Raw genomic sequence first — 17,719 nt, forward strand, 5'->3', positions numbered from 1 at the left:
GCACAAGTGATATCGCGGCGCTCCGCGCCGCGACCACGAGGATGCGATTCCTCCCAGGGCTGAAGCCCTGGGGTTCCTCGCAAGAATCCGCTGAATCAGCGTTGGCGCTCTACCACTTACGCTCCTCTTGGTCTGGACGCCGACCATGCAGCCGACGCCCACGTGGTCGCCGGCCTCGGAGACAATGCAGGCGATCACCTGGCCGGGGACCTCCGTGAACCGCCGCGACTTCCTGGCCGGATCCGGCTTCGCCGCCTCCGCCTTCACCACCCCCGTCACTCGCTGGCTCGTCACTCCCGCCGACGAGACCGCCGATCATCAGGGCCGCCAGCAGGTCGGCCGGGCCGACCTCGACGAACTGCGCGCGGCCGCCGACGACGCAAGGCGGTGGGACTCCAAATACGGCGGCGGGAACTGGAAGGCCAACTCCGTCACCCACTGCCTCGACCACCGCGCGGGCCCGCTGCTGCAGGGATCGTTCTCCGACGAGATCGGCCGCGAGCTGTTCTCCGTCACCGCGGAGCTGTCGCCGCCAGCGCGGCGACAGCTCCGCAGTTCGAGCCTGTCCTGAAGAAGGTCCGCGTCGCCCGACCGGGCGCCGGACGACCGCGGACCCGGCCCCACCGGGTCCGCGCCGACAAGGCATACGCGTCCCACAAGAACCGTGCCTACCTGCGGCGACACGGCATCCGCTGCACCATCCCGGACAAGGTCGACCAGGCCCGCAACCGCAAGAAGCGCGGCTCCCATGGAGGCCGGCCGCCCAAGTTCGACGCCGAGGATTACAAGGCTCGGCACGCGGTCGAGTGCGGCATCAATCGGCTCAGAAGGCACCGCGCCGTGGCGACGCGTTACGACAAGCTCGCGGTCCGCTACGAGGCGACCGTCCTCGTCGCGGCCATCAACGAGTGGCTGTGACCAGCACATTCCATACACGCCCAAGCGCCGGCGGCCACCCTCGCGGATGACGATCAGCTTGATCACCACTCAACTGTGTGTGGCGGTCGAGTGCACGGCAATAGGTCACCAACGAGGCCCCCTGGCTGGCTGGTGCCTCGTAGACGCCAAGTTGGTCTTCCGTCGGAGCCTCCAACAACCGCAAAGCGTACGATACTTGGACGATCACGTTGCCCGCAGGGCCTCTCGCCCTGCCTGCATGCTCCAGCGTCGCAGGACCTCGCCACGAGAAGCCGCGATGAGGCCCCAACGAGTTCTGCATGGTGTTCCGACTCCTTGGCATCCGGCTACGGACCTCGCGCAAGAACCCATTTGGCGGACCACCGCGACCACTGCTACGTTTTCGGAGGCCGTGCAAGAGAACGAGGAGGTGGTACCCGTGGACGCACTATCGACATGGGTGCTCCCCTCCGGGGTCATGGTCGGACGATAGATAGGTCGTCCGGGAGCGCCGCTCTGAGCACTCCCGAAAGGCACGACCATGCATTTTACTTCTGAGCAGCGTCTCGACGACGGCGTCATCGAGCGCGAATTCACCCTCGGCGAGATCCCCGGCATCCTGTGGATGCCCGCATCTGCATCCGCATCCGCACCAGCGCCGCTGATCCTGCTCGGCCACCCTCCCATCGGGCTGCGCAAGATGTACCCCCGGCTGGTGGCCCGAGCCCAACACTCCGCGGCAGAGGGTTTCGCCACGGCCACCATCGAGCTCCCCGGGAGCGGTGAACGGCCCCGTTGGGACGCCGCCGAGCAGGCCCGCGCCGACCTGCGCCGGGCGATGGAGGCCGGCGAGCCGGTCAGCGACGAGATCGTCGACGCCCTCATCCTCCCACTGGTCGACAAGGCGGTCCCGGAATGGCAGGCCGCCCTGGACGCCCTCCTTGTGCTGCCCGAGATCGGCGGCCCGGTCGGATACTCGGGGGGAGTGATCTCCATCGGCATCCGGCTGGCGGTGGTCGAGCCGCGCATCGCGGCCGCCGGTCTGTTCGCCGGGAGTTTCGTGCCTCGCGCCATGTTCGAGGAGGCCCGCCAGGTCACCATTCCGCTGCACGTCCTGCTGCAGTGGGACGACGAAGGAAACGACCGGCAGGCAGCCCTGGACCTGTTCGACGCCTTCGGCTCCAAGGAGAAGTCCCTGCACGCCAATATGGGCGGGCACACCGGCGTCCCGCAGTTCGCGGGGGACGCCGCGGCCCAGTTCTTCACCCGGCACCTGAAGTGAAGCCGGGCCGTCAGGCCACCAGCAGACGGTAAGCAGCGCTGACCAGGATGCTGTGCGCCGAGGGAAGGTCCCGGCGCTCCTCTGCTGTTTGTGCCGTGGGCCCCTGCCAGTTCGGCAGGGGCCACACTGCCCGAAGCCATGAGCAGTTCAATTTCCGCAGCGCTTCGAGTGCTGCCCAATCTCGTATCCATGTGCTGTCGGTTCTCGGGTTCTGGCTCAGGTTTTGTGGCGGGTGATGCTCTGTCATTGCTCGACATCGAACAGCGGGATGGACGGTGATGGCGGAGCAAGGACTGTGCGAAGGCGGTTGAGGTCGGCTCGCCACTGCTTCCAGTCTTCCGGATCGACCCTGGTGTGCTTTCCGGCCGGTCCCCCCATCCGGCGCTCCTCGGGTGGCGGGGCCACACGGTCCGCGCTGTGAACGACGCAGTGCGTCTTGGGCTTACCTGTCCGCGTCAGTCGGGGGCTGACGCGGCACTCGGCCGGGCACCGTCACAGCGGACAAAAGGGCGGCACCACACGGTCAACGCTCCGTGCCTCGCACAGTCACGCTGCCTGGCCCCACCGAATCTCGATCTGTCGGTCCGTCGAGGCGTTCGTTACCAGCGTCGCAGGTCCTTGCGTAGCTGTTCGTACCAGGCTCGTCGGCGCTGGTCAGCGTCCGACGGTTTCTCGCCGAGCGCGACGACCTGGTCGGTGATGTCGTAGGTGAGGCGATACAGCAGAACCTCGGTGGCGGTCTCAAGCCACTTCTGTGTGGACTCGGCTGGCGGTGCTGATCCCAGAACGGTGACGAACCAGGCAGGCAGGAGGGCCCGTTCACGGACCGCGTCCGCAATGCCGCTGCGCAGGCCCAGGGTGAGCCGCTGCTCGGCCTTCGCCCCTGCGGCCATCACCGACTGCTTCTCGGCCCGTGTCGTGGCATCGGCTGCCAGGGCGTTTTCGGCTTCCGCGGCAAGCCTCGTCTGATGGTCGAGTCCCTGGCGCAGCCGCCGCTCCCCCACGACTGCCTGCCCGAGTTTGCCGGCAGCCTCGGCGCGGGAACGGGAGCCGTACCGCGTGGCGAGCAGCGTGCCTACCGCGTCAACGACGGTGGTGCGGTTTGCACGGAGCTCTTCGGTGGTCTCGCGGCGATAGCGCAGCCGGTGCTGGAACGTGGAGCGGTCGTGGTCACTGAGCAGGAGGCTGCGGGCTTGTCGGGCGCGTTCCATGCTGCGGGCGAGACTGTGCTGGTCCTTGCTGAAGGTGTCAAGATCCGCGAGCTGGGTGCCGCCGGACGCCAGGAGCTGGCCTTCCAGAAGCCGCACTTGCTGCACGAGGCGGCTGATGGTCCGCTCGGTGTCGCTGACGCGGTCGCTCAGTTCTCCGTCGAGTTCCTCGATCTTGCCTTCGCAGCTCCTGATGTCACTGCGGATGCTGCTCAGCTCGTGGTCAAGGTCCTCGGTGTAACCGAACTTGCGGCCGAGGCTCTCGTGTTCACTCTCCAGGTCATCGAGCCGTCTGTCGAGGTCCCGGATCTGCCGGTCGGCATCCTCCATCACTTCGCCCCTTGCTGGCTGGCGCCCTCTGAGGCCGCACCGACGGCGACCCATCCGACCAGGACGGCGACGATCCACCAGGCGGAGACCACCCCGAGAGCGACCAGCGCCACCAGCAGGCACAGCACGTGCAAGCCGATCGAGATCGCGCGTTGCTCCTTGAACCGCTCCACGGTCACCGTGACCGACCAACCCATCAGCGTGGCGACGAGGTGGGGTATGAGCAGCACGAGCCACCAGGCGGTGTGCCCCAGGGCAAGCACCGCGGCGATCAGTGCGGCTGCCACCACGGTTTGCCCACGCCAGGACCACTTCACGACCTTCTCGGCGCGCTCCCTCTTCGGTTGCGCCAGACGGCCCGGCAGCATCCGCTCGATCTCCAGCAGGCTCTCGGCACAAGCCACCAGTTGTTCGTATTGCTCATCAAACGCCGCGTCATCTGGACCGCATTGCTTGATACGCGCGTGCCGCGCCCTCAGATCCCTGATCATGGCCTGATGCTGCTCGCGCAGTTGACGCTCGCCTTCTGCCACCCTCTCCCCCTCAATCACGCCTGGTAGCTACCCACGCCCATCAGCTCCCCAGACATGCAGCCGACCAGACGGCCGAAACTGCGCCTTCAGCGCCGTCGTAGCCCGTACAGAGGCGTCTGGTAGGCGCCTTTGTCGCCATACGCGGACGCATCGAGCGCTGACGGTCAGCCTGTGGGTGTTCTACTCGACGGGACAAGTGGCGACTCAGTTCAACTCCCCCCGGGGCAGGGCTTCGGCGTTGTCGCATGACGTCCGGTTTGTGATCAGGCGAGGCCGAGCAGGGCCAGCGGGCGTCGTAGGTCACGGGCGTTGCGGCGGAGGCCGGCAGCAATCTTGGTGGTGCCGGACAGCTTGAAGGCTGGGGCGACTTTGCTCCTGGAAGAATCCGCAGAGGGCGTCGGTCGTCCAACCATGCCCAATCGGCATTCGGGTCGAGCCGTCCGCTACAGCTCCCCACTACGAGCAGTCCGGCGGGTGAGTCGCTCAGCCCGTGGGCCAGCGTGGCGCCGTCGAGCGTTTGCACGTAGGTGGGACGCCGAGCGGTGGTCCAGCTGGATCGTGGATGCCGTACAGCTCGTCGGCGTACTCGTGGCCGAGCTGCTTGGAGACGATCCCGCCGATGTCGCAGCCCCCGGCGGCGTATTTTTCGTATCCCAGGGTCTCGGGCATCAGGGTGTGCCAGAGGTCGGAGACCTTCCAGAAGTTGACGTCCGAAAAGCCGGTGAGCGGGCCAGGGGATCCGAAGCCGGGCAGGGACGGCACGATGACGTCGAAGGCGTCGGCAGGGTCACCGCCGAACGCGGCCGGGTCGGCGAGCGGGTCGATCACCTTCGACCAGTCCCCATTCCCCTCGTCCAGCGGCGGACGGGTCAATGTGAGACGGGCGCGCAGGTCATCGAGGATCTCGTCGGACACGTGGACAGGGGTGGGCTCAAGGACGGTGACACGTCGGCCTGTCGTGGCAGTACACCGGTACGGCCGGCAAGGTCACCAACTGCCAGGCAGGCGGGCCCTTGCACCTCGCCTCCGACAATGCGTCGGCGGCGGTCGACCGGCGCTTGTCCCTGCCCAAGACCTGGGACCCTGCTTCGTCGCGGGCCGATCCCGCCAAGGTGGCCCGCCGTGGATATTACGACAGCATGCTGTCAATCATCGCCCGCCACCCCGGTACGCGCACTCGTTAACCCGTGGGAGCGGTCCGCTTAACCTTCCGTTCCCTAACGTCGTCGGCATGGACAGCACAGAGAACCTCGGACAGATCGCGGCCCACCTGGGCCTCGATCTCCTCGCCGTGACGCTGCTGACGTTCGGCGTCTTCTATCCCCGGCATCGCAGGCGGGAGCTGGTGCCCGCGTATCTCGCCCTGAATGTCGCCCTGTTCGCGGTCGTCGCCGCGCTCGGCAGCGTCGGCGGCAACGGCGGGCTCACGCTCGGCTTCGGCCTTTTCGGGGTGTTGTCGATCGTCCGGCTCCGCTCGGACGCCGTGCAGCACCAGGAGGTCGCCTACTACTTCATCACCCTGGTTCTCGGGCTGCTGTGCGGGCTGCCCGGGCTGGACCTCATGGTCGCCGCGGGGCTCGCGTGCGTCCTGCTGCTCGTCATGTACGCCGCCGACCACCCGCGGCTCTACGCGCGGGACCGGCGCACCATCGTCACGCTCGACGTGGTCCACCGCGACGAGAGCGACCTGCGCGCCGACCTGTGGCGGCGGCTCGGGGAGCCGCTGGGCTGGACGGTGCGGGAGATCGACCTCGTGCGGGACCTGATGGTGCTGGAGGTCCGCTACCGGGAGCCGCGCCCCGCCGAAGCCCCGGTCGACGGCGGGCGCCTGCGTGCCACCCCCGCCCGGCTCGCTGCCGCCGAGCCCGCCATCAGGGAGACCGTGTGACTCCGGCTGCGAGCGGCGAGAGCGCACCGGCCGTCCAGGCCATCGGGCTGGCCGCGTCCGCCGCGCACCCCCTCTCCCTGGCCGAGCTCAACGCCCGCGCGGAGCTGCTGGCCCGCCACGACAACAGCTATCTCGTGCCGGCCGGCGTCTTCGCCGACTTCGCCGCCCGGCTGACCGATCCGCGGCGCCCGGCGGAGACGAGCGGCCCGTTCCGGGTGCTCTCCATCGGCGGACTGCGCTCCTTCCGGTACCACTCCACGTACTACGACACGACCGGCGTGCGCACCTTCCACGACCACCGCCAGGGGCGCCGGCTGCGCTTCCGGGTCCGGGAGAGGGTCTACGAGGACAGCGGGGAGCGGCAGTTCGAGGTCAAACTCAAGAGCGGGCGCGGCGAGACGGTCAAGTACCGGCAGCGGATGGCCGGGAGCGACCACCCGCTGGACGGACCGCGGCGGGAGTTCCTGGCCGACGTGCTGCGGGAGTCGTACGGCATCGAGGCCCCGCGCGGCCTGACGCCCGCGCTGGTGACGGACTACCGGCGCGTGACGTTCGTCGCCGAAGGGCAGCGCATAACGTGCGACGCCGGGCTGGTCGTCCGCGAGTGGGCCACGGGACGCGAGGCCGTCGCCGACGGTGGCCTCGTGCTGGTCGAGACGAAGACGAAGGGCCATCTGACGGAGGCGGACCGGATGCTGAACGGCTACGGCCTGCGTCCCGCCGACTTCACCAAGTACAGCGCCGGTACGGCCGCCCTGTACCCGGAGCTGGGGCGGAACCTGTGGGCCAGGGCGGTGCGGGCGGTGTTCCCGCGGGGCTGAGTACCGGGGGTTGCGAGGGGTGCCTACGCGCGGGCGGAAACCGCCGGGAACGTCAGTGTCACCCGTGCCCCCGGCGTGCTCTCCGCCTCGAAGCGGCCACCCGCCTCCTCCGCCGTGCGGCGGGCGATGTCCAGACCCAAGCCCGTGGAACCCGCGCCGCTGCTGCCGCGTTCAGCGGTGTGCGTGCCGGGGAAGCCCGGGCCCTCGTCCGCGACGGACAACTCCGTCCCAGTAGCCGTGGCCCGTGCCTCGACCCGGAAGGCCGTGCCCTGCGGGGTGTGGTCGAGGACGTTGCCGATCAACGCGTCGAGCGCGGCGGCGAGTTCGTCCTCGGGCACGGCGACCGGCAGCTCGGCGACCGGGGTGTCGACGTCGACGGTACGGCCCTGGTCCTCCGCCAACGGCAGCCAGAACCCGGCCCGTTCGCGGGTGACGACAGCCAGGTCGGTGCTGGGCGTCGCATCCCGCAGGGGCCGCCGCGCCCTGCGGATGACCTCGTCGACCCCGCGTTCCAGCGCGGCCACGCCGGAGGCGATGCGCTCCGCCTCGGCCCGGTCCCGGAGGGTCTCGGCGTCCAGCCGGAGGGCGGCGACGGGGGTGCGCAGCCGGTGCGCCAGGTCGGCCGCGTTCTCGCGTTCTGCGGTGAGAAGTTCGTCGATGCGGGCGCCGAGCCGGTTCAGCTGCCCGGCGATCATCCGCAGCTCCGCGGGCCCGGCGGGCTCTGCCCATGCTTCCAGGTCCCCGGCGGCCAGCCGGTCCGCGGTCCGGGCCAGTGAGCGGGTCGCGCCGACGAGCCGTGCGCCCAGCCGGTCGGCGAGCAGCAGCCCGAACAGGACGAGCCCGACGCCGATACCGGCGAGCACGAACCACGACGTGAGGACACCGTCGTGCAACTGCCCCCTGCTGAGCGCCGCCTGGACGACCGCCGTGCCGTCGGCTGCCCCGTGTACCGGCACCAGGACGACCCGCCCGCCGTCCGGCGGCTCGTAGGTGAAGGCCCGTCCGGTACGGGCGAGCCGCACCGCGTCCGTCACGCGGGCCGGGGCGCCGATGACGGTGCCGTCGGCCAGGATGATCGATACCCTGGGCAGTCCGGCGCCGTTGACCCCGCGCAGGATCTGCTCCGCGCCCTCCTGCGCGACCGCCCGACCGGTGGTCCCGGTCGCGGGCGCCGCGAGTCCTGGGCCGGTGGCGGCCGCCACCCACTGCGCCCGCGCGGTCGCCTCCGCGGTGGCCCGGTCGGCGGCATGGCTGCGCGTGAGCAGCGTGAGGGGCACCAGCAGCGCGGTCAGCACAAGCGCGGTGGTGGCACCGGTGAGCAGCAGCAGGCGGCGGCGCATTAGCCGCCGCCCTCATCAGAGCCTCCGGGCCCGGCCTCGGGTGCCGTGAGTTTCACGCCCACTGTGCGGACCGTGTGCAGATAGCGCGGTGTCTGGGCCGTCTCACCCAACTTCCTTCTCAGCCAGGACAGATGGACGTCCACGGTCTTGTCCGCGCCCCCCAGCGGCTGCTGCCACACCTCGGCGAGGAGTTCGCGCCGGGACACCACCTGCCCCGGGCGGCGGGCCAGGTGGGCGAGGAGGTCGAACTCGCGCGGGGTCAGGTCCAGGGCACGGCCGTCCAGGGTGACCTCGCGGGCCGCCGGGTCCACGGTGAGGCCCCCCACGCTCAGCATCTCCGCCGCTTCGGGCGGGCCCAGGCGGCGGAGGACCGCCGTGATCCGGGCGTCCAGCTGCGCCGCGCCGAACGGCTTCACTATGTAGTCGTCCGCGCCCTGCTCCAGCAGCGCGACCATCTCCGGTTCCTCGTCGCGCGCGGTGGCCACGATCACCGGTACGTCGCTGACGGCGCGCAGCATCCGCAGCACCTGGCCACCGTCCACGTCCGGCAGCCCCAGGTCCAGCACGATCAGGTCGGGCGGGCTGGTCACCGCCGCGTCGAGTCCGGCCATGCCGCTGGGTTGTGTCGCGACGGCATGACCCTTCTCTCTCAGGGCACGCACCAGGGCACCGCGCAGCGCGGGATCGTCCTCCACCACCAACAGATGAGCCATACGGACACCGTAGTCAGGGAGTTGGCGCGGTGGACAGCTGGGCGGGCGCGGGGGTGCGTCCTTGTGCGCGGCTTAACCGGGCGTTAGGAAAGAGTGCGGGAAACTGGTACGCATGAGGTGGCGGAGCGGGGTGGTGACCGCGGCATGGGTGGCGGTCGGTACGGGCGCGGGCGGGCTCGGCGCGTGGCAACTGGCGAGTGCCGACGGTCATGTGGGGGCGCACGGGCGGGCTCTGGACGACGCGGCGGTCCGGCGTGCTCTGGCGTCGGCCTCGAAGACCCCGGAGACGTCTGATACACCGGGCTCCACGGGCGCGACGCCGTCACCTTCCAACTCCCCCTCCCCCGGCTCTCCCCGGAGGGAAACCGCCCGCTTCACCGGCGGAAGCACCATCGTCGAGTGCCGCTCCGACGGGAACGTGTACCTGGTCTCCTGGAGCCCGTCCGACGGGTACGGCTTCGACGACGACGTCCTGCGCGGACCGGCCCCTGCCGCCCGCCTGGAGGCCGAGCCGAGCGCCGAGGAAGCGGACGACCTGCCGTACGAGATCACCTGCACGAAGGACGGGGCCAGGGCGGTGCGGGTCGCCGACACCGACGACTAGGTGTATGAGGGCTCGACGTTGGTGACGCTCTCGCGGAGGCGTGCTGCTGGCGGCTTTCCGGCGGCAGCACTATGCGGCCGGTGGTAGTTGTAGTGGATGTTCCACACTGTGATCGCGGCTGACCGGGCGTCCTCGCTGGTGAACTCGCGGGCGTAGAGGACTTCCTCGGCCATGATGCGCTGGTAGCGCTCCACCTTCCCGTTGTGCCGAGGTGTGTATGGTTTGGTTCTCTGACGCCGGGTGCCTTGCCCGATGATGCGGGCGAAGTCGCCGGAGCGGTAGCAAGCGCCATTGTCGGTGACGACCCGGTGGATGTGGTTGATGCCGTGGGCGGCGAACCAGACGTTCGCCCGGGCGAGGAAAGCAGCAGCCGTCGCGCCCTTCTCATCGCCCAGCGGTTCTGTGTAGGCGAGCCGTGAGAAACCATCGACGACGGAGTGCAGGTAGACGTAGCCACGCTTCGCCCCGGCCGACTTCGCCCGACTAGTAGCCGCCGCCGGGCCCCGACCGGGCGGCGAGCTCCTTGGCCAGGCCGTCCAGGGGGCGCAGGGTGTCCGGCCGTACGGCGTCGACGTACGCGCGACCGCTCAGGGCGACCAGGTCGCGGGCCGCGAGGTCCGAGCGTGGCGGCCTGGGCGCGCGCAGCTGCTCGACGCTGACGTGTCCGGGGGCGTCCATCCGCTGCTCATACGGCAGGAGTACGTCGTCGAGCTGGACGAAGCCGTGCAGGGCGGAGAGCACGAGAACGCCGGCGGGGCCCCGGCGCGGACGGCTACGGCCAGGCAGCCTGACCATCGATGCCAGGTCACTACTTCAGCGGCAGCGTGATGCCGTCCGGCGCCGCGCCATGCACACGCACGCGTACTTGGATCGGGGAGTGTGAGGCCGGTGCCGGCGGCCGCCGCGGGTATCGGCGGGCAGATTCGCGACCAGCTGCGCAAGCGCGTCCGCCGTGAGATGGGCCGATTCCTCAGTGCGAGGCCCACGGCCCCGGGAAGGGTGGCCACGGGTCGCCGTCCGGCACTGAATCGCCGGCCATGGCTGCGCTGTCGTATCCGTTCTGGATGTGGGCCCGCCGGGGGCGGTGCACTGTGTGCGGATCAGCGGGCGATCGAGATCGCGAAGGGCGCGAATCCGCTGGACCGAATCACGTGCGGTACGAACAGTATCGCGGCCTCCGTGGCGCGGGCGGTCTGGATCCCGCCGAGATCAGTGATCCACTCCTTGCGCCAGCCGAGGTTGATGAGCAGTTCACGGACGGTCTGCTTGGCCTGCGGGTCCTCGCCGGAGAGGAAGGCGTCGGGCGCCTGGGTGAGCGCGGACGGCGCGGTCATCACCGGGAAGAGCATGGTGTTGAGTGTCTTGACGACGCGCGTTGCGGGGAGCGCTTCCTGGAGTTGCTCGGCGAGGCTTGAGCCGGGGTAGATCAGGTCGGCGGGCAGTCCGTCCGGTCCGTCGACGGTGGCGTTGGAGACGTCGACGAGGATCTTGTCGCGCAGTTCCTCGCGCAGGGCGACGAGCCGGTCCAGCGCGCCGGCGCCTGGGGTGGCGTTGATGACGATCTGGGCTGTCCGGGCAGCGTCGGCGGCGGCGCCCGGCGCGCGGTCCGCCACGGTCACCTCATGCCCTGCCCGGATGAGGGCTGTGGCCAGGTTGCCGCCGACGCGGCCGTTTCCGAGAACTGCGATCGTGGTCATGATGATCTGGTCCTTCCGTGCGTGCAGGTTGTGGTGCGCGGTCAGCGTGAGAGCGTGGCGACGGCCTCGGCGTGGACGCCGGGCGCGGCGGCCAGGAAGCTCTCGCTCTGCGGGGTCCAGGGGCGGCCCTCGGCGTCGGAGATCTGTCCGCCGGCCTCGGTGACGAGCAGCGCCCCGGGCAGCAGGTCCGCGCGGGCGCCAGCGAACTGCCAGAAGGCGTCGATCCGGCCGGCGGCCACGTTCAGCAGGTGCAGGGTCGCGGGCACGGCGGTGCGGACGACGAGCGCGTCGAAAAGCATCGCGGTGATCGAGGAGCCGACGCGCCTCACGACCTTCTCGTCCTCGTCCGGCCGGGCCTGGCTGGTGGCCACGATGCTCAGGCCGAGGTCCGCGGTCTGGGAGACGTGCAGCGACCGGCCGTCGAGGTGGGCGCCCGCGCCGGTGAGCGCGGTGTAGGTCTCGCCGGTCAACGGCAGGTGGACCGCGGTGAGCACCGGCTGGTTCTCACGCACGAGGGTGGCGGTCACCGCCCACTCCGGCAGGGCGTGCAGGTGGTTGACGTTGCCTTCGGCCGGATCCACGACCCACCATTCGCCGGGCGGCAGCGCCCCGCCGTCCAGTTCGTCCTCCACCCAGCCGGCGTCCGGGCGCAGGCGCGTGAGACGGGGGCGCAGGATGTCGAGGGCCGTGTCGTCGTTGGCGGCGAGCGCGCGCATCAGCTCTTCGCGGGTCTGGTAGCGGACCACCTCGCCGAAGCGCTCGCGCAGCGCCGAACCGGCCGCGCGCACGGCGATCGCGGTCTGGCCGAGCAGGTCGGCGTCGGAGGCGGCGACGTCAGTGGTCTGAAGCGTTTCGGACATGGTGGTACTCCCATGTGAGGAGGGGTGATGAGGCCGGTCGGGCCAAGCTGTGCGTTCCGTCTTGCGCTCTCGTCTCGAAGCTATACAGCCCTTTAATTAACTTCAAATGCATGCCAAGCACGGCTAGGATTACTCACATGCAATTGGATTTGAACCTGCTCACCGCGCTCGACGCGCTGCTGGAGGAGGGAAGTGTGGCCGGGGCGGCCGCGCACCTGCACGTCACCGCCCCCGCGATGAGCCGGAGTCTGGGCCGAATCCGGCGCACGACCGGGGATCAGATCCTGGTGCGCGCCGGCCGCACGATGACCCCGACGCCGTATGCGATCGCCGTCCGGGAACAGGTGCACGAGCTGCTGCACCAGGTCCAGGGGGTGCTGGCACCGAGCCGTGAACTCGATCTGGCAACGTTGGAGCGCACTTTCACACTCCGCTGGCACGATTCCCTGGTCGCCTTGAGCGGCCCCGCACTGCTCGCGGCCGTGCGCGGACAGGCGCCGGGCGTGCGATTGCGCTTCGTCGCGGAATCGAGCATCGACACCCCCGAGTTGCGGCGCGGCGAGGTCGACCTGGAGGCGAACGCCAACCGCCCGAGCGCACCGGACATCCGTGCCGAGAACGTGGGCGAGACCCGCCTCGTCATCGTCGTGAGGCAGGGGCACCCCCTCACCCGAGTCAGGACCGTCACCGCAAAGCGGTACGCCGCCGCTGAGCACGTCACCGTCTCGCGACGTGGAAACCTCAGCAATGCCCTCGACGACGCCCTCGCGCGGCTCGGCCTCAGCCGCCGCGTGGTGGCGACCGCGCCCACGGAAGCGGCCGCGCTGGAGTTCGCGCGCGACTCAGATCTCCTGATCAGCGTCCCCGAAGCCACCACGCGGTCAGCGGTCGCCGACCTCGGCCTGGTCGTGCTCCCCCTCCCGCTCGAACTGCCGTCGGCACCGATATACCTGTCGTGGCATCAACGCTACGACACCGACCACGCCCACGCCTGGCTGCGCGGGCTGGCGCGAACCGCGCTGGCCATGCGCGGAGCGTCGTAGTCGGCGCCGTCCGGCCGATTCACCCATACGTCCACGCGACCACCACGGCGATGTGCTTGAACGTCAGCAGCGGCTTGTCCGTGCGGGTGCTGGCCGTGGAGGCGGCCAGACCAAATGGCGGATGCACGGCGTCGGCACCGACACTGCCCGCGCCTCCAAATGCCTTGGCCTCGGCACCGGGAAGGTGGGCTACCCCTACCTGCATACCGCGATCGACGACCACTCCCGGCTCGCCTACACCGAGGCCCTTGAGGACGAACGCGCCGTCACGGCCGCCGCCTTCTGGCACGGCGCCGTCGCGTTCTTCGCCGCCCACGACATCACCCGATCCACCGCGTCCCTCACCGACAACGGCTCCTGCTACCGATCCCTGGCCTGGGCCGGCCAGACAGCGGCGGGAGATCCCGGCTTCCGCTGCGACGTGCGCGATCGGACGGCCGGCGTCCACGCGCTCACATAACCGGCGACGCCCACCGGCGTCAGCGGGGCGTCGGGATGCCCCGCCATATCAGCCCATCGAGGTACCAGTTCCGAGTGCCCATCAGTTTTAGCTGTGCCGTCTCATGAGGCGGGGCCACGGTCGTGCTCACTGTGCGGTCGGATCCGTCCTCTTGTCTGTCTTCTTTGCTTTGCTGTCGGCGGGGGCCGCCGGTTTAGGGAGGCTGGGCAGGAGCAGGCAGAGCGGGACAGCGGCGGCGGTGAGGGCCACGCACCACCAGAACGCGTGGTCGAAGCCATTGGCCAGGGCGCTGGGAGTGTGGGCGTCGCCGATGTTCTGCTGGAGAACGACGATGAGGATGGCGACGCCCACTGCGCCGCCGATCTGCTGAGCGACGCGGGTGATGATGCTGGCGTCAGGGATCTCCGCGTGCTCCAGCCCTACGAAGGCGGCGCCCATGGGCGCGATCATGGCAGCGCCCAGGGCGATGCCGCGGATGAACAGCGCGGCCATGAGCAGGATTTCGCTGGTGTCGGCGGTGACGAAGGCGAACGGCACGGTGGATGCGGCGACGAAGGCGAAGGCCACGAGGGCCACCGCGCGGGGGCCGACGCGGTCCATGTACTTGCCTGCCAGGCCGCGGGCGACGAGGGCGCCGACTCCTTGGGGGATGAGCAGCAGTCCGGCGCCGAGGGGGGTCGCGCCGCGGACCTGCTGGAAGTACAAGGGCAGCACCATCATCGACCCGAACAGGGAGATGCCACCGAGGAAGAGCAGGGTGGAGGACGAGGCCACCGAGCGGTGTCGGAACATCCGCACATCGACCAGTGAGCCGGTGTCCCGGGCGAGCGCCCAGGCGATGAAGCTCCCGACCAGAGCGAGCCCGGCGAGCAGCGGGATGAGGACCTGGGCGCTGGCGAGGTCTGTGCTGCCGTCGACTTGGGAGAGGCCGTAGAGGAGGGCTGCGGAACCCGGGCACAGCAGGAGCAGGCCGACAACGTCCAGGCGGGTGTCGGGTGCGGGTTGGCCGTCGGGCAGGTTGCGCCAGGCGAGCCACATGCCGACGAGACAGAAGGGGATGTTGATGAAGAACAGCCATCGCCAGTCGGCCAGGTGGAGGATGAGACCGCCCAGGACCGGGCCGAGGATCGGGCCGAGCGCCGTGGGCACGGTGATGATGGCCATGACCTTGCCGATGTTGCGGCCCTTGGCGGCCTGCATGAGCAGGGTGTACATCAGCGGCATCATGATGCCGCCTGCGAGGCCCTGGACGAGACGGAAGAGGATGAGGCTCGTAACGCTCCAGGCCAGGGCGCTCAGGACCGAACCGACCAGGAACCCGCACAGGGCCGCGATCCACAGGCGCCGGCCGCCGATCCGTGACTGGGCCCATCCGGCGAGCGGGATGGTGATGAAGACGGCCAGCATGTAGCCGGTACTGACCCATTGGATCGTCGACAGTGGGGCGTCGAAGTCTTTGGCCAGGCCGTTCAGGGCGACGCTGATGATGGTGGTGTCGAAGACGACACCGAGGGCGCCGACGATGAGGGTGATCGCCATGCGCAACACGGCGGGGTCTACCCGGCCGGTATCGGCGGGGGCGGGGCCAGCCTCTTGGGAAGTGCTCACGGTAGCACCTTAAGATAGAAGACTCTTCCTTACTCTGCTCAAGGTAAGCCGGTACCGTAAGAAAGACAAATCTATCTACACCAGAGGAGGCGAGCGATGACTCAGAGGCGCCGCGGTGCAGCACTGGAAAAGGCACTCCTCGATGCGGCCTGGGAAGAGCTGACCGACAACGGCTACGCCAGATTCACCATGGATGCCGTCGTCAAGCGCGCGGGCACCAGCCCTCCCGTGCTCTACCGACGCTGGTCCGACCGCGACGAACTCATCCGGGCAACCATCGTCCACATCCTGACGGAGTCCCGCCCCGCCGTTCCCGACACGGGAAGTCTGCGGGAGGACGTCCTCACCCTCATGCGCGAAATCGGCACCGCTCATGTGCAGCTGGTCACCGTGATGTACGCGCACCTGGCCAGCTACTACCGGGAAACCGGAAGAAGCCCCAGCAACCTGTTCGATCCCGTCGCGACGGGCCGCAAGGCAGCGCTCGACACGCTCTTCGACCGCTCCGTCGACCGCGGCGAGATCAAGCCGGAGCTCCTTACCGAGCGCATCAAAACCCTCCCCTTTGTCCTGCTGCGCCACGAGATCCTCTCGACCTTCGCCCCGGTGCCCGATCACGTCCTCGAGGAGATCGTCGACACGATCTTCCTCCCCCTGGTGCGTTGACCGACCGCAGCAACTCACGATCGAGGACTTCGTGGCACCAACCTCATGAGACAGCACAGCTAACTGACAACCCGCAGGTCATATCCCCGCCCCAGCCCGGCACCCATAAGGGCGCTGTCACGTTGGCTGACCGGGCGGGATGATCTTGTGGCTGATCATGCGGGAGGAGTGTTTGTGGAGAGCGGGTCGCCGTCGTACAAGGGGCACCGGTACCCGGTCGAAATCATCTCCCACTGTGTATGGCTGTACCACCGCTTCCCGCTGTCGTTCCGCGAGGTGGAGGAGCTGATGCTCGAGCGCGGTGTGGTCGTCTCCTACGAGACGGTCCGTCGCTGGTGTCTGAAGTTCGGGCAGACCTACGCCAACGCACTGCGCCGCCGGCAGCCCGGGCCCGGCGACAAGGGAGGTCTTCATCAAGATCAACAGCGAGCAGAAGTACCTGCGGCGGGCCGTCGACCAGGACGGCAACATCCTGGACATCCTCGTGCAGAACCGCCGGGACAAGGCCGCGGCCAGGCGCTTCTTCCGCCGGCTCCTCAAGACGGCAGGCGCCGTGCCGCGGGTGATCGTCACGGACAAGCTGCGCTCCTACGGCGCCGCTCACCGCGAGGTCATGCCCTCCGTCGAACACCGCGACCACAAGGGCCTGAACAACCGGGCCGAGAACAGCCACCAGCCCACCAGACAGCGCGAACGCGCGATGAAAGGCTTCCGCAGTACCGGCGCAGCCCAGCGGTTCCTGTCCGCATTCAGCGGCATCTCACCCCACTTCCGCCCCCGCCGCCACCTGAAGCCCGCCCCCAACTACCGAGCCGAGATGACCGTCCGCTTCGAGATCTGGGACCAGGTCACCAGCATCGCCGACTTGCCCACCACGCCCTGAGCACCCGGCCGGATCTTGGCCCACCACACCCCGACACACCGTCAAAGCACCCACGTACCCAACAACGTGACAGCGCCGTTCGAGCTCACCGTCGCACCGGACGACGGGCCGGCGTACCAGGTTGAGATCACGCAGGACATCAACCCCGTGGACCTGTCCGACTACCGGCCGCGCGGCGTGGTGGTGGTCCAGTACCCGCCGGACCGGCCGTGGCGGGTGCGGATCGTCAAGCGGCCGACACCGGAGTGGGAGGGCCGGGTGGCCTCGGCCCGCCTCGACTCGGTGAATGGGACGGCCAGGGTGGCCGCGCCCCCGGAGGGCTGTGCCTTCGGCTTCGTCGTGCTCCTCGGCCTGCTGCTCGGTGCGGTCGTCGTGGTCCTGCTGTTCCGCGCGGACCTCTTCGACCGGGACGACACCGCGAAGTCGCCTTCGGCCGCGCGGCCGTCCGTCTCCTCCACGTCGTCGACCACGGTGGTGTCGTCGGCGTCCGGAACGGTCGCCCTGGGCCCAGGCCAGTCGTTTCTCAACAAGGGTGAGCTGGACCGGGCTGTCGGCTCGCTCACCAGGGGTGGGGACGCACGCCAGGCGCTCACCGTCGTCGTGCAGGAACGCCTGCTGTCGGTCGTGTTCTCGCCGACCGGCACGCAGACCCCGGGGTTCGACCCCCGTGCGCTGCCCTACGACCGTTTCCCCGCCCTGGTCGAGGAGGCCACGACCACCCTCGGCGTCCACTCCCCGCGGACCTGGCAGATCACCGCCGACCGTCTCACCGGCTCCCTCACCATCAGGGTCGTTGTGACCGGGGCCGAGGGCACGGCGTCACTGGAGGCGAAGGGACAGGGCAAGGTGGTGCGGCGCGCGCCCGCACGGTGAGGTGCCCTGGGAC

At 69.5% G+C, this 17,719-nt stretch carries 15 protein-coding genes and 7 pseudogenes; 12 read left to right on the forward strand and 10 right to left on the reverse strand.

Translation table 11 applies throughout. The features are described 5' to 3' along the window. Nucleotides 1-184: 184 nt before the first annotated feature. From ACFYO2_RS41870 to ACFYO2_RS41880, 3 genes and pseudogenes are all read left to right on the forward strand, one after another. A pseudogene (locus ACFYO2_RS41870) lies at nucleotides 185-529 on the forward strand (sporulation protein); the annotation flags it as partial. 38 nt (nucleotides 530-567) lie between these two features. After that, on the forward strand, nucleotides 568-918 hold the full coding sequence (locus tag ACFYO2_RS41875) for a transposase (RefSeq protein WP_388360781.1): 351 nt from the start codon (nucleotides 568-570) through the stop codon (nucleotides 916-918). Between the two features lie 520 nt (nucleotides 919-1,438). After that, nucleotides 1,439-2,179 (forward strand): alpha/beta hydrolase, encoded by a 741-nt coding sequence (locus tag ACFYO2_RS41880; RefSeq protein ID WP_388360592.1) that lies wholly within the window; start codon nucleotides 1,439-1,441, stop codon nucleotides 2,177-2,179. Nucleotides 2,180-2,778: 599 nt separating this feature from the next. On the opposite strand, the gene ACFYO2_RS41885 is transcribed toward ACFYO2_RS41880, so the two are convergent. The 3 genes and pseudogenes from ACFYO2_RS41885 to ACFYO2_RS41895 form a co-directional block, all read right to left on the reverse strand. Further along, nucleotides 2,779-3,717 carry a hypothetical protein gene (locus ACFYO2_RS41885; RefSeq protein WP_388360594.1) on the reverse strand — a complete coding sequence of 313 codons (939 nt, stop codon included), beginning with the start codon at nucleotides 3,715-3,717 and terminating at the stop codon, nucleotides 2,779-2,781. Next, on the reverse strand, nucleotides 3,717-4,250 hold the full coding sequence (locus ACFYO2_RS41890) for a hypothetical protein (protein WP_388360595.1): 534 nt from the start codon (nucleotides 4,248-4,250) through the stop codon (nucleotides 3,717-3,719). Before ACFYO2_RS41890 ends, ACFYO2_RS41885 begins: the two co-directional genes overlap by 1 nt. 460 nt (nucleotides 4,251-4,710) lie before the next feature. Beyond that, nucleotides 4,711-5,165: pseudogene (locus ACFYO2_RS41895) on the reverse strand (alpha/beta fold hydrolase); the annotation flags it as partial. 3 nt (nucleotides 5,166-5,168) lie between these two features. Between ACFYO2_RS41895 and ACFYO2_RS41900 the strand changes: the two are divergent. From ACFYO2_RS41900 to ACFYO2_RS41910, 3 genes and pseudogenes are all read left to right on the forward strand, one after another. Further along, nucleotides 5,169-5,374 (forward strand): annotated as a pseudogene (locus tag ACFYO2_RS41900) (transposase); the annotation flags it as partial. 107 nt (nucleotides 5,375-5,481) lie between these two features. Then, entirely contained in the window at nucleotides 5,482-6,138 is a 657-nt protein-coding gene (locus ACFYO2_RS41905; RefSeq protein ID WP_388360597.1) for a DUF4956 domain-containing protein, read from the forward strand. Continuing rightward, nucleotides 6,135-6,959 carry a VTC domain-containing protein gene (locus ACFYO2_RS41910; RefSeq protein WP_388360600.1) on the forward strand — a complete coding sequence of 275 codons (825 nt, stop codon included), beginning with the start codon at nucleotides 6,135-6,137 and terminating at the stop codon, nucleotides 6,957-6,959. The genes ACFYO2_RS41905 and ACFYO2_RS41910 overlap by 4 nt, the downstream gene beginning before the upstream one ends. Before the next feature lie 23 nt (nucleotides 6,960-6,982). Here ACFYO2_RS41910 and ACFYO2_RS41915 read toward each other — a convergent pair whose 3' ends face one another. Further along, nucleotides 6,983-8,299 carry a sensor histidine kinase gene (locus ACFYO2_RS41915; protein ID WP_388360602.1) on the reverse strand — a complete coding sequence of 439 codons (1,317 nt, stop codon included), beginning with the start codon at nucleotides 8,297-8,299 and terminating at the stop codon, nucleotides 6,983-6,985. Beyond that, entirely contained in the window at nucleotides 8,299-9,012 is a 714-nt protein-coding gene (locus tag ACFYO2_RS41920; protein ID WP_388360605.1) for a response regulator transcription factor, read from the reverse strand. The genes ACFYO2_RS41915 and ACFYO2_RS41920 overlap by 1 nt, the downstream gene beginning before the upstream one ends. A 112-nt stretch (nucleotides 9,013-9,124) precedes the next feature. Between ACFYO2_RS41920 and ACFYO2_RS41925 the strand changes: the two genes are divergently transcribed. After that, the gene (locus tag ACFYO2_RS41925) at nucleotides 9,125-9,616 is read left to right on the forward strand and encodes a hypothetical protein (RefSeq protein WP_388360608.1); all 492 of its coding nucleotides are present in this window, start codon (nucleotides 9,125-9,127) and stop codon (nucleotides 9,614-9,616) included. Here ACFYO2_RS41925 and ACFYO2_RS41930 read toward each other — a convergent pair. The 4 genes and pseudogenes from ACFYO2_RS41930 to ACFYO2_RS41945 form a co-directional block, all read right to left on the reverse strand. Beyond that, nucleotides 9,613-10,104 (reverse strand): annotated as a pseudogene (locus ACFYO2_RS41930) (integrase core domain-containing protein); the annotation flags it as partial. The gene ACFYO2_RS41925 and the pseudogene ACFYO2_RS41930 sit on opposite strands and share 4 nt — an antisense overlap. Then, the gene (locus ACFYO2_RS41935; protein ID WP_388360611.1) at nucleotides 10,100-10,411 is read right to left on the reverse strand and encodes a hypothetical protein; all 312 of its coding nucleotides are present in this window, start codon (nucleotides 10,409-10,411) and stop codon (nucleotides 10,100-10,102) included. The gene ACFYO2_RS41935 and the pseudogene ACFYO2_RS41930, both read right to left, overlap by 5 nt. A 305-nt stretch (nucleotides 10,412-10,716) precedes the next feature. After that, nucleotides 10,717-11,313, reverse strand: a complete 597-nt coding sequence (locus ACFYO2_RS41940; RefSeq protein ID WP_388360614.1) for an NADPH-dependent F420 reductase — start codon at nucleotides 11,311-11,313, stop codon at nucleotides 10,717-10,719. Between the two features lie 41 nt (nucleotides 11,314-11,354). Beyond that, a complete protein-coding gene (locus tag ACFYO2_RS41945) occupies nucleotides 11,355-12,173 on the reverse strand; it encodes a 3'(2'),5'-bisphosphate nucleotidase CysQ (protein ID WP_388360617.1) in 819 nt (272 codons plus the stop codon). Nucleotides 12,174-12,310: 137 nt separating this feature from the next. Here ACFYO2_RS41945 and ACFYO2_RS41950 point away from each other — a divergent pair, with 137 nt between their 5' ends. Together ACFYO2_RS41950 and ACFYO2_RS41955 are read left to right on the forward strand one after the other, a co-directional pair. Further along, entirely contained in the window at nucleotides 12,311-13,216 is a 906-nt protein-coding gene (locus ACFYO2_RS41950; RefSeq protein WP_388360620.1) for a LysR family transcriptional regulator, read from the forward strand. A 175-nt stretch (nucleotides 13,217-13,391) separates the two neighbouring features. Next, a pseudogene (locus tag ACFYO2_RS41955) lies at nucleotides 13,392-13,595 on the forward strand (DDE-type integrase/transposase/recombinase); the annotation flags it as partial. A gap of 207 nt (nucleotides 13,596-13,802) precedes the next feature. On the opposite strand, the gene ACFYO2_RS41960 reads toward ACFYO2_RS41955, so the two are convergent. Beyond that, nucleotides 13,803-15,284 (reverse strand): MDR family MFS transporter, encoded by a 1,482-nt coding sequence (locus ACFYO2_RS41960; RefSeq protein ID WP_388360623.1) that lies wholly within the window; start codon nucleotides 15,282-15,284, stop codon nucleotides 13,803-13,805. A gap of 96 nt (nucleotides 15,285-15,380) precedes the next feature. Here ACFYO2_RS41960 and ACFYO2_RS41965 point away from each other — a divergent pair, with 96 nt between their 5' ends. The 3 genes and pseudogenes from ACFYO2_RS41965 to ACFYO2_RS41975 form a co-directional block, all read left to right on the forward strand. After that, nucleotides 15,381-15,950, forward strand: a complete 570-nt coding sequence (locus ACFYO2_RS41965; protein WP_388360626.1) for a TetR/AcrR family transcriptional regulator — start codon at nucleotides 15,381-15,383, stop codon at nucleotides 15,948-15,950. A gap of 174 nt (nucleotides 15,951-16,124) precedes the next feature. After that, nucleotides 16,125-16,833 (forward strand): annotated as a pseudogene (locus ACFYO2_RS41970) (IS6 family transposase). A gap of 72 nt (nucleotides 16,834-16,905) precedes the next feature. Continuing rightward, a pseudogene (locus ACFYO2_RS41975) lies at nucleotides 16,906-17,706 on the forward strand (hypothetical protein); the annotation flags it as partial. Nucleotides 17,707-17,719 lie beyond the last annotated feature (13 nt).

This window comes from Streptomyces sp. NPDC006602 (assembly GCF_042870385.1).
GTDB lineage: Bacteria > Actinomycetota > Actinomycetes > Streptomycetales > Streptomycetaceae > Streptomyces.